The sequence below is a fragment of the Cupriavidus cauae genome (assembly GCF_008632125.1).
GTDB lineage: Bacteria > Pseudomonadota > Gammaproteobacteria > Burkholderiales > Burkholderiaceae > Cupriavidus > Cupriavidus cauae.
The window spans coordinates 72,635-83,687 of sequence record NZ_VWRN01000068.1 but is presented as its reverse complement, the minus strand read 5'-3'; the positions used below and the strand labels follow the sequence as shown (position 1 = coordinate 83,687).

General features: G+C 65.4%; 8 protein-coding genes and 2 pseudogenes. 8 read left to right on the top strand and 2 right to left on the bottom strand.

All coding sequences use genetic code 11. The features are described from left to right. From F1599_RS26690 to F1599_RS23890, 5 genes and pseudogenes are all read left to right on the top strand, one after another. Positions 1-123, top strand: a pseudogene (locus F1599_RS26690) (SOS response-associated peptidase family protein); the annotation flags it as partial. A gap of 1,207 nt (positions 124-1,330) precedes the next feature. Further along, positions 1,331-2,113: a GntR family transcriptional regulator gene (locus tag F1599_RS23905; protein ID WP_149318515.1), complete on the top strand. Its 783-nt coding sequence runs from the start codon at positions 1,331-1,333 to the stop codon at positions 2,111-2,113. Between the two features lie 52 nt (positions 2,114-2,165). Then, on the top strand, positions 2,166-3,323 hold the full coding sequence (locus tag F1599_RS23900) for a tripartite tricarboxylate transporter substrate binding protein (protein ID WP_149318516.1): 1,158 nt from the start codon (positions 2,166-2,168) through the stop codon (positions 3,321-3,323). After that, positions 3,320-4,624, top strand: a complete 1,305-nt coding sequence (locus F1599_RS23895; RefSeq protein WP_150084759.1) for a 3-isopropylmalate dehydratase large subunit — start codon at positions 3,320-3,322, stop codon at positions 4,622-4,624. The genes F1599_RS23900 and F1599_RS23895 overlap by 4 nt, the downstream gene beginning before the upstream one ends. Positions 4,625-4,638: 14 nt before the next feature. Next, a complete protein-coding gene (locus F1599_RS23890; protein ID WP_150084758.1) occupies positions 4,639-5,187 on the top strand; it encodes a LeuD/DmdB family oxidoreductase small subunit in 549 nt (182 codons plus the stop codon). 13 nt (positions 5,188-5,200) lie between these two features. Here the strand turns inward: F1599_RS23890 and F1599_RS23885 are convergent, their stop codons facing one another. Further along, positions 5,201-5,896 (bottom strand): phosphoribosyltransferase, encoded by a 696-nt coding sequence (locus F1599_RS23885; RefSeq protein ID WP_150084757.1) that lies wholly within the window; start codon positions 5,894-5,896, stop codon positions 5,201-5,203. A 351-nt stretch (positions 5,897-6,247) separates the two neighbouring features. Here F1599_RS23885 and F1599_RS23880 point away from each other — a divergent pair. From F1599_RS23880 to F1599_RS23870, 3 genes and pseudogenes are all read left to right on the top strand, one after another. After that, a pseudogene (locus F1599_RS23880) lies at positions 6,248-8,411 on the top strand (TonB-dependent siderophore receptor). 247 nt (positions 8,412-8,658) lie between these two features. Further along, positions 8,659-9,927: an AAA family ATPase gene (locus F1599_RS23875; protein ID WP_150084756.1), complete on the top strand. Its 1,269-nt coding sequence runs from the start codon at positions 8,659-8,661 to the stop codon at positions 9,925-9,927. Positions 9,928-9,968: 41 nt separating this feature from the next. Then, positions 9,969-10,652 (top strand): RloB family protein, encoded by a 684-nt coding sequence (locus F1599_RS23870; RefSeq protein ID WP_223819855.1) that lies wholly within the window; start codon positions 9,969-9,971, stop codon positions 10,650-10,652. A gap of 131 nt (positions 10,653-10,783) precedes the next feature. On the opposite strand, the gene F1599_RS26490 is transcribed toward F1599_RS23870, so the two are convergent. Beyond that, entirely contained in the window at positions 10,784-10,906 is a 123-nt protein-coding gene (locus F1599_RS26490) for a hypothetical protein (RefSeq protein ID WP_263364067.1), read from the bottom strand. Between the last annotated feature and the right edge of the window lie 147 nt (positions 10,907-11,053).

Genomic DNA, 11,053 nt, shown 5'->3' with positions numbered 1-11,053 from the left:
GAACACGTGGCCCGGCACCGGCTGGAGCGCCGCGAGCTCGGCCCGGACGAAAAGGAGCAGAGTGTCGTCCTCGAGTTCCGTCCGGAGCCGCCGCAGGATCTATTGATCGCCTGCCTCTGGTCGCATCGCCAATGCTTGCCATGCCGCCGGCACCGCCGTTGCCGCCGGCACCGCCATTGCCGCTGTTGCCGCCATTGCCGCCGGTGCCACCCATGGCATTGCCGCCGGTGCCCGCGCCACCGCGGCCGCCGGCGCCGCCGCTGGCATTACCCAGCTGGCGGGCCACGTTGCCGATATGGCTGACGGTGAGGCCGCTGACCGTGCCGTTCAGGCGCGTCATGGCGACCGCACGGCTGGTGTTGAAGGCATTGGAGAAGTTGGCGGTCGAGGTGGAGCCGTTGTTTGCCGCAGTCGTGCCAAGGCCCTCAGCCCATGCGCGTCCGCGGTTCTCCGAATTGGTCTTGGTCGTGGTGGTGGTGTCGTTGTCGGTGACATTGACATTCACCGCCACGGCGTCGTCGGTTGCGGTCTGTGCCAAGGCGTGCCCTGTCACCCCGAGAGTCAGGGCGACGGCGGACGCGAGTAAGGTCTTTTTCATACATAGCTCCCAGGAGGAATGTTCTCTGCGACTCAGCCCGGCGCCGCGCTCGTCAGACGGAAAACGAAGCGGTAGCCAGGTCATGGTCCGGCATTGGCCAAACCGAAGCGCCCTGCGCATATTCGGTGCCAGCACCCCCCGCAGGCGTCGCTTTCCCTTGTAAAACAAGGCCAAAATGGCCCTGCTGCGGTGCAAGATCCCGCGTTCGGTGCGACACTGGGAGCCCAAATACTGTGAACCGGAACAGACATGTCACATCGATGTGACAGCGGCCGGAAAGTGGCGTCGCGCGGCGATTCCGATTGCGCGAGAAAAATATGTTTATCGCCGGATAGTTAAGTCGGGATGCCGATAAAACCGAACCGGCTGACGTGGCGTTACGGAATTGAAACGAGGAATCGGACAGGGCGCAGGTGGTGTTTTTTTAAGCACGTCCTGCATTGGGGGGATGTTTCGGATGGACCGCATCGCGGATCATTGGCGGCCGTTGCCGGGGCGCGCTTCATGCGTCGCTTCCCGTCGCGGAAATGCTGGCTGGAAATCGCTCGCCGGATTGCACCGGAAATTGTGTCGACATTGCGCCGACGTTGTTCCGCCAAGGCCAGTGACCGGCCGGCCCAGCCAATGTGCGAATTCACACGGCGGCACGTATTCCGTTGTCACTTTGATCCATGTCTGATTTAAAGTACATTAAACTAATTGCCGACCTGTCGTCGACTCGCAAGGGAAACCATGAGTGAAGCCGTCGTTCCCCTGTATCACCAGATTTACGTGGTGCTGCGCCAACAGATTGTGGAAGGCCGTTTTGGCCAGGGGCCTCTGCCGGGCGAGATCGACCTGGCCAAGCAATTCCATGCCTCGCGCGTGACCATGCGCCGGGTGTTCGATCGCCTGGTGCAGGAAGGCCTGGTGCGCCGCCATCGCGGCCTGGGCACCTTCGTCAATCCGCATCCGATCGCGCCGGCCGCCAATGCGCCACGCACCGTCAGCCTGCTGGACAACCTGCTGGACATGGGCCAGAAGACCTCGGTCAACGTGATCTCGATCGAGGAGGTGCAGGCCGCCCCGGACGTCGCCGAATCGCTGTGCCTGCAGCCCGGCGATCCCGTCACCAAGGTGGTGCGCGTGCGCCATTACCACGGCGAGCCGCTGTCCCATATCACCGTCTATGTGCCGGCCGACCTGGGCCGCCATCTGACGCGCAAGGATCTGGAGACCACGCCGATCCTGCGGCTGCTCGAGAACCGCGGCGGCCTGAAGCTGGGCCGTGCCACGCAGGTGTTGTCGGCGCGCCTGGCCGACGTGGTGGTGGCCCCGCTGCTCGAGGTGCCGGTCGGCGCCGCGCTGCTGGCGACCCGCCGCGTGGTGCAGGACAAGTCCGGCCGGCCGATCCAGCTGCTGCTCGGGCAGTACCGGCCCGACCGCTACGAATACCGGATGGAGCTGTCGCCGGCAGGCGGCGACAGCGCCAACGTCTGGGTCGACAACGGGACCCGCACCAGCTTGCGCGACTGACGCAGGCGCGCCATGCTGCGCGCTTCGACGATCAGACAAGGAGACTCGCGTCATGCCGCTGCATCGAGCCAGCCGTTCCCTTCTGCCGCCGGCGCACCCCGCCGGCATCGTCAAGACACGCCGCGCCGCGCTCAGGCTGGGCGCGGCCACGCTGCTGACATCGCTGGCGTCGCCGATACCGCTGCTGCCGCTGCTCGCGCCGTCCAGCGCCATCGGCGCAACCAACGGGAACGCAGGGCAGGCGAGCACATCCGGCACATCGGCGACATCGGGCACCTCCGCGACATCCGGCACGTCGGCGGCCCCGCTTGGCCAGATCGCCGGCGGCAAGCCCATCCGCATCCTGGTCGGCGCGCCGGCCGGCGGCACCACCGATACGCTGGCCCGCACCATCGCCAACGAGATGGGCAAGCTGCTGGACCAGTCCGTCGTGGTCGAGAACCGCCCGGGCGCCGGCGGCAATATCGCCGCCGAGCTGGTGGCGCAGAGCGCGCCGGACGGCAGCACGCTGCTGATGAGTTTCACCAGCCATACCATCAACGCGACGCTGTACAAGAACCTGCCCTTCGATCCCGTCGCCGATTTCACGCCGATCACGCTGGTGGCCAGCGTGCCAAGCGTGCTGGTCGCCCATCCGTCGGTGCCGGCCAACAATGTCGCCGAGCTGATCCAGCTGGCCAAGTCCCGTCCCGGCAAACTGAACTTCGGCATCGGCGCCGTCGGCTCGTCGGTGCATCTGGCCGGCGACATGTTCAAGATGATGACCGGCACGTACATCGTCAACATTCCGTACAAAGGTACGACGCCGGCAGTGACCGACCTGCTGTCGGGCCGCGTCGAGCTGATGTTCGCCAGCACCCTGAACGTGCTGCCGCATATCAAGGCCGGCAAGCTCAAGGCGCTTGGGGTCACCAGTCCGGCGCCGCTGCCGCAGCTGCCGGGCGTGCCGCCGATCTCGCAGACCGTCAAGGGCTTCGAGTCCAATGCCTGGTTCGGGCTGTTCGGCCCGGCAGGGCTGCCGCCCGAAGTCACGCGCACGCTCTATCAGGCCGCGCGCCGGGGCCTGGAGACGCCATCGGTGGCCAAGCGCCTCGAAAGCGATGGCGCGCAGCCGGTCGCCAGCACGCCCGAGGCCTTCAGCGCCTTCGTCAAGCAGGACATCAAGCGCTGGGCCACCGTGGTGCGCTATTCGGGGGCCAAGGTGGAATGAGCCGTGCCGGCGCCGGCAGCACTCCGGCGCAAACCCTCGCACAGAAGCTGGTCGCCCGCGCCGCGGGCCTGGACCGCGCGACGCCCGGCACCGTGGTGACCTGCAAGGTCGATCTGGCGATGTCGCACGACTCCAGCGGACCGCGCCGCGTCGCGCCGCTGCTGCGCGAGCTGGGCGCCAAGGTCTGGGACCCCGAGCGCTTCGTCGTCGTGACCGACCACTTCGTGCCCGCCGCGGATGCCGAGGCCGAGGCGATCGTCCGCTTCACGCGCGACTGGGTCCGCGAACAGCGCCTGCCGCATCTGATCGACAACGAAGGCATCTGCCACGTGGTGCTGCCCGAGCGCGGCTACGTGCTGCCGGGCCAGTTCATCGTCGGCGGCGACAGCCACAGTCCGACCGGGGGCGCGTTCGGCGCCTATATGTTCGGCATCGGCGCCACCGAGATGGCGGGCGTGCTGGCCACCGGCGAGATCTGGCTGCGCGTGCCGCAGACCATCCGCATCCAATGGGACGGCACGCTGGCCGACGGCGTCTGCGCCAAGGACATCATGCTGTTCCTGTGCGCCCGGCTCGGACTGGGCGGCGGCCGCTACGAGGCGATCGAATATGCCGGCACGGCGGTGACCGCGCTGTCGATGCAGGAGCGGATGACGCTGACCAATATGAGCGCGGAGCTGGGCGCGCAGACGGGCCTCGTCGCACCGGACGCCACCACGCTGCAATGGCTCGAACAGGCCGGCGTGCCCGCCGCCACGCTGGCGCAGATCGATATCGAGCACTGGCGCAGCGATGCCGATGCGCCGCTGCTGCAAACCCATCGCTTCGACGCCGCCGCCCTGGCGCCGCAGGTCGCCGCGCCGCACTCGCCGGCCAACGGCGCGCCGGTCAGCGACGCCCAGGGCCAGCCGATCGACCTCGCCTATCTCGGCGCCTGCACGGGCGCCAAGCTCGACGATCTGCGCATGGCCGCGCGCATCCTGCGCGGGCGCAAGGTCGCGCCGGGCGTCTCGCTGCAGCTGGCACCCGCCTCGCTGCGCGACCAGCAGCAGGCCGAGCGCGAAGGCACGCTGGCGGCGCTCGTCGATGCCGGCGCGCAGCTGCTGCCCAATGCGTGCAATGCCTGCGCCGGTTACGGGCCCACGCGCTTCGCCGCCGGCACGCGGGCGATCGCCTCGACCGCGCGCAATTTCGCTGGCCGGATGGGCGACGCCGGCAGCGCGGTGTGGCTGGCCTCGCCGATGACCGTGGCCGCATCGGCGGTCACGGGCCGCATTACCGATCCGCGCACGCTGCTGTGAAGACCGAGATCCGCATGGATACGCCGACCCATACCGGCCCCGATACCGGACCCCATACCAGGCCCGAACGCAAGGCCCCCGGCCGCATCTGGCGCTTCGGCGACAACGTCGATACCGATGCGATGGCGCCCGCCACGCAGATGAAAGGCGGCATCGAGCAGATCGCGCGCCATTGCCTGGCCGGATTGCGTCCCGAATTTCCCGCGACCGTACGGCCGGGCGATCTGGTCGTCGGTGGACGGCATTTCGGCGTGGGCTCGTCGCGCGAGCAGGCTCCCCAGGCCTTGCGCCATCTCGGCGTGGCGGCAGTGATCGCGCCTTCGTTCGCGGGCCTGTTCTATCGCAATGCCTTGAATCTCGGCCTGCCGGCGCTGGTCTGCGCGGATACCGACAAGCTGATCGACGGCGAACACGCGACGCTGGATCTGGAAAACGCCGCGGTCGTGCTGCCCGACGGCAGCCGCGTGCCATGCGAACCGATCCCGGCGTTCCTGCTCGACATGCTGCGCGCCGGCGGGCTGATCCAGCATCTGAAGCGGCGGCTCGCGCAGCAGCGCGCTTGACCACCTGTCCCGCTCAGCCGCGCTGCGCGTTGCCAGCCTCGCGCAGCAAGGCCATCACCTCTTCGTCGGTGGTCTGGTCGAAATCCGCGTAATACGCGCCCACCGCGCCGAAATCGTCCGGCACCCATAGCGAGACGCATTCGTCGGCCGCGTCCCGCAGCGACGCCAACCCTTCCACCGAAGCGACCGGCACCGCCGCAATCACGCGAGCCGCCCCGGCATGGCGCGCGCTCTCCAGTGCCGCGCGCATCGTGGCGCCCGTCGCCACGCCGTCGTCGACCATGATCACGACCCGGTCGCGCATCGCCGCCACCGGCGCCCCGCCGCGATAGCGCTGCTGGCGCCGGGCGATTTCTCCCAGCTGTCGACCGCGCTCCAGCTCGAAGGCGCCGCTGTCGACCGCGCGGCGCGTCCACGCATCGTCATTGGCGACGGTATGCGGGGGCGAGCCGGTGGCATCGCCCTCGACCACCGCGCCCAGCGCCAGTTCGGGATAGCCGGGCGCGCCGATCTTGCGCACCAGCAGGATGTCGAGCGTCGCGCCCAGCGCGCGGGCGACCTCGAAGGCGACCGGCACACCGCCGCGCGGCAGGGCCAGCACCAGCGGCGGCTGGTTTTCCTCTCGTTTCGCATAGCCCAGCTCGCTCAGGCGGCGCGCCAATTGGACGCCGGCGTCGCGTCGATCGGCGAAATACGGCGGCAGCGGCATCGCGGCCCTCCTGTCCTGTTGGTGCTTCCCCGGGGCGGTACGAGATCGGGGCCGCGCACGGGCCCATTAACCCTGTGGCGCGGTCACCCTTTTATGTCCGGCTCGACACATGCCGTTACAATGCGAAGGTTAACAAGAACGATTCGCATTTATCGTTCGTTGCCCGAGCCTCCGACCCGCACGGACCGACGTCACGGTCCGCGCCGCCGCACCGCGGCGGCATTCCGCGGGCGTTCTGAAAAAATATAGTCGGAACCGACCATGCCACAGCGTGCAACCCATCGCCGCGGCCGCCACCGCAGCCATGCCCTTCGCCTGACGACTCTCGCCCTGGGCCTGCAAGCCGCCGGCATGGTCTGGGCCCAGCAGTCCGCGTCCGCCGATGCATCGGCGCCGGCTGCCGCCCCCGCCTCTGCCGCCCCCGCCTCTGCTGCCACCGCCACCGCTACTGCCACGGCCCCCGCCGAATTGCCGGCCGTTACCGTGCGTGCCACCAGCGACAACGAAACCGCGACCGGCCCGGTCTTTGGCTACGTCGCCAAGCGCAGCGCCACCGCGACCAAGACGGATACCCCGATCATGGAAACGCCGCAGTCGATCACCGTGATCACGCGCGACCGCATCGAGGCGCAGGGCGCGCAATCGGTGCAGCAGGCGATGGGCTATACCGCGGGCGTCCACGCGGGCCTCTACGGCAACGACAATCGCGGCGACTGGGGACGCTTTCGCGGCACCGATTTCACGCAATACCAGGACGGCCTGCTCAATGCGGTGGGCTACTACAACAACGTCCGTCCCGACGTGTATGCGCTGGAGCGGATCGACATCCTGCGCGGCCCGTCGTCGATGCTGTTCGGCCAGGGCGCGGTCGGCGGCATCCTGAACCTCGTCAGCAAGCGGCCGCAGCCCGAGGCCGCCCGCGAAATCGGCGTGCAGTTCGGCAACAACAACCGCAAGCAGGTGCAGGCCGATCTGACCGGGCCGCTCGATGCGGACGGCAAATGGCTGTCTGTATCGGCTGGTCGCGCTGGCGCGCGACAGCGACACGCATGTGGACTTTGCCCAGGACAATCGCTATCTGATCGCGCCGTCGCTGACGTATCGGCCGAACAGCGATACGTCGTTTACGCTGCTGGCGAATTTCCAGCGGGATGACAGCAATACCACTGCGGGCTTCTTTCCCTGGAGCGGCATGCTGTTTCCGAACCCCGGCGGCCTGAAGATTCGCGACAGCCTGTTCGTCAGCGAGCCGGGATTCGACCGCTTCAAGGCGGAACAGGCGGCGATCGGCTACCAGTTCGAGCACAAGGCGAACGAGGTGTTCACGGTCCGCCAGAATCTGCGGTACTCGTACAGCACGGTGGATTACCGCAGCATTTACGCGCGTTTCAATGGGCCTAACGGTGGCTGGGTGCCGGGCAGCGACCGGCTGCTGAACCGCACCGTCTATTGGGACAACCCGCGGCTGCGGTCCTTCCTCGTCGACACCCAGGCACAGGCCAAATTCCGCACCGGCAGCGTGGGCCATACCTTGCTGACCGGCATGGATTATCAGCACGCCGATATCGACGGACGCCGGGGCGTCAACGGTACCGGCAGCGCGGCGCCGATCGACATCATCAATCCCGTTTACGGCAATTACGTCGCACCGACGCTCGGCCACGTCAATCCGACCAAGCAGATCCAGACCGGCATCTATATGCAGGACCAGATGTCGTGGAACCAGTGGCTGCTGATGGTCGGCCTGCGCTACGACTGGTCGCGTGCCTCGCAAGTGAACACGACGGCCGGCTCGCGCGACGACAATGAGCTGACCAAGCGTTTCGGCCTGATGTACCAGACCGACATCGGCCTGAATCCGTACATCAGCTATTCGGAGTCCTTCCAGGGTGTGCCGGGCACCAACCGCGCCGGCCCGCTCAAGCCGCTGCGCGGCAAGCAATGGGAAGCCGGTATCAAATACCAGCCGCCCGGCAAGAACGCGATGGTGACGATGGCCGTGTTCGACATGCGCGAGAAGAACCGTCGCGCATCGGGCATCGTCAACGGCGTGCCCGACACCGTGCAGATCGGCGAAGCCCGTACGCGCGGTGTCGAGGTCGAAGCCCTCGCATCGCTGCGCAATCGGGTGGACCTGATCGCCAACTACACCTACCTCGATACCCGCATCCTCGCCGGCAATCCTGCCGAAGTCGGCAAGCGCATCGCCAGCATTCCGAAGCATATGGCTTCGCTGTGGGGCACGTACAAGTTCAACCTGTTCGACAAGCCGGGCTTCTCGGCCGGCGCCGGCGTGCGGTATTTCAGCGCGAGCTATGACGGCACCGATCGCAACAAGGTCAGCAGCGCCACGCTCGTCGACGCCGTGCTGGCCTACGACCACGGTCCGGTTCGCGTCGCGCTGAACGTGAACAACGTGTTCGACAAGGAATACCTGACGACCTGCCTCGCCCGCGGCGACTGCTATTTCGGCGCCCGCCGGACGGTGGTGGGCAGCGTTACCTACCGGTTCTGATCCGGCTCGGGAAGATTATCGACACTTGGGCTAATGGACGAAGCCTGATTGCGCCGCCTGTGGGCGGCGCTTTTTTTGGTCGAGAGCATCTATGTGGGCGGGCTTCCCAGCAGATTCCAGCGCCGTCCGGAAGCGCTGAAAACGACACTACCGTTCGAAATTTCCGCCTGGATCACTCGAATAACTTGACTTTGCGCATTATCTGCGCAAGATTCGAATTTATTCTACGCACCACCAGGTTGATTTCATGCTCCTCGAGTTCCGCGTCAAGAACTTCCGCAGCCTGCGGGACGAGCAGGTCCTCAGCCTCGTGGCGTCGAAGGACGCCTCTCTCGCCGACACCAATACCGTCGAAACCGGCCTGAACGCCGCCCCCCGGCTGCTGAGCAGCGCCGCCGTCTATGGCGCCAACGCGAGCGGCAAGTCGAATCTGATCAAGGCGCTGCAATACATGCGTGGCGTGGTCGTGGAATCGGCCACGGTCGTACAGCCTGGGCAGACATACGCCGTCCAGCCGTTCCGCCTCGACACCGCTTCTGCGGCGAAACCGACAGAGTTCGAGGTGACCGTGATCCTATCCGGCGTGCGGCATCAGTACGGCTTCGCCATGACGCAGCAACGCATCGTCAGCGAGCATCTGCTGGTCTATAAAGCCTTCAAGCCGCAGCGCTGGTTCGAACGGCACTACGACCCAAGCTCGGGCAAGGACATCTACGAGTTCGGTACCGGGCTGAAGGGCGCGAAGACGCTGTGGGAAAACGCCACCCGGTCCAATGCGCTGTTTCTGTCGATGGCCGCCCAGCTCAACAGCGAAGCACTGCGGCCGCTGTTCGACTGGTTCGCGAGCAGTTTGGTCGTCTTCAACGAGCAGGCGCGGCTCAATCTGCAGGTTTCGATCGAGATGCTCAAGCAGCCCGGAGGACGCAAGCGGATTTGCGATTTCCTGACGTCCGCCGACATCAGCATTGCCGACATCGAAGTCGTGACGCGCAAGGTGCCTGGGCAGACAGTGCATTTCGATGTTGCCGCCGGCAAGTCCGAGCTGCGGTCGGAGGAAATCGAAGAGCATCAGCTGCGCTTCTCGCATACCACCGATCACGGCACGGCCGTATTCGATCTAATGGACGAATCAAACGGAACACGCAACCTGTTGTTCCTCGCCGGCCCCGTCCTGGACATTCTCGAGAAGGGTCAGACATTGGTGATCGATGAACTGGATACCAGCCTCCATACCCTTCTGGTTCGCGAGTTGGTCCGGCTGTTTCACCGTCCCGACGTCAATACCGGCGGCGCGCAGTTGATCTTTACGACCCACGATACGTCGCTGCTCGATGCGCCGGATCTTCTCCGACGCGATCAGATCTGGCTCGTCGAAAAAGACAACGAACAAGCCTCGCACCTGATTGCGCTCGCAGAATTCAGCCCTCGCAAGAATGAAGCGCTGGAGCGCGGATACCTGATCGGCCGATATGGCGGCATCCCGTTGGTGCGCGGTGATATCGGGCGACGTCACTGATGGCCCGGGATAAATCCCCACGGGTCCGCCGACGCGATCAGTTGGCGCGCAAGATTGGCCAGCGCGCCAGCTACGACCGCATCCTGATCGTTTCCGAAGGCGCGAAAACCGAGCCAAACTACTTCTGCGAAATCCGGGCCGCCTATCGTTTGCACACCACCAATGTGGAAGTCCGGCACTGCGAGATCGGAACGTCTCCGATCCAGGTGGTGCAATACGCCGAATCGCTATTCCGAAACGGCGACCGCCACAAGCGCATCCAGGCCCGTGCATTCGAACAGGTCTACGCTGTTTTTGACCGCGATGATCACGACAGCTACTTCGATGCCCTGCAATACGCAGCGGCACTGGATGGTCGGCTGAAGAACGATATCAAGCAAGACGTCGCCTTCCGTGCCGTCGCGTCGGTGCCGAATTTTGAGCTCTGGCTATTGCTCCACTACGCGCAGGTCCACGCGCCTGTCCATCGCGACGAGGTGCTCCGGCGACTGAAAAAATCATGTTTCGCAGTACAGGAAAGGCATGCGGGACGCTTTTGCCATCACCAGACCGAATCTCGACGCTGCGACGAGACGGGCCATGGAGCTGAGCCGGCGATTCACTGCCGAGATGGCGCCGGAACCGTACACGGGGGTGGGAGAACTGGTGACACGGCTGACTACCTTGAGAGCCGCGTCTTGATGGTCGAGCAGCGCACGGGCCCGAACCCCGCTTTTCTGCTTTGAATGACGGATGTGTCAACGCCGACAACAGGTCGCGCGTCCGCATCACGGATCATGAGGGAGGACATTGCTCGTCTAGTGGCAACACAACGTCAGCGACGAGTTCGGGTGTGACCTCCAGAGGATCGAAGACGTTATAGCCGAGCATGTGGAAACGGCATCACCATCGCGTTCTTCGTTGCTTCTTCGGTTTGAAGCATATCCTTGGCAGCCGCGACCCTGGCGGCGAGCGATCGAACCTCGTCGATAAAGTCCAACTTATTCTCCTTATTTTGAATTGATAGCGGACCCGCCCGCTGGTACAGCAGGATTTCGATGCTCTACAAATGAGCAAACCATGATCGACTGTTCGGCCAATAAGGCGTAAGTTGCCTGACCTCGCCGCTTCACGTATTTCGCCGAAA

Bases quoted from the DNA above. Each gene is read 5' to 3' on its own strand.
- F1599_RS23905 (WP_149318515.1), top strand. From the start codon at position 1,331: ATGAGTGAAGCCGTCGTTCCCCTGTATCACCAGATTTACGTGGTGCTG.
- F1599_RS23900 (WP_149318516.1), top strand. From the start codon at position 2,166: ATGCCGCTGCATCGAGCCAGCCGTTCCCTTCTGCCGCCGGCGCACCCC.
- F1599_RS23895 (WP_150084759.1), top strand. From the start codon at position 3,320: ATGAGCCGTGCCGGCGCCGGCAGCACTCCGGCGCAAACCCTCGCACAG.
- F1599_RS23890 (WP_150084758.1), top strand. From the start codon at position 4,639: ATGGATACGCCGACCCATACCGGCCCCGATACCGGACCCCATACCAGG.
- F1599_RS23885 (WP_150084757.1), bottom strand. From the start codon at position 5,896: ATGCCGCTGCCGCCGTATTTCGCCGATCGACGCGACGCCGGCGTCCAA.
- F1599_RS23875 (WP_150084756.1), top strand. From the start codon at position 8,659: ATGCTCCTCGAGTTCCGCGTCAAGAACTTCCGCAGCCTGCGGGACGAG.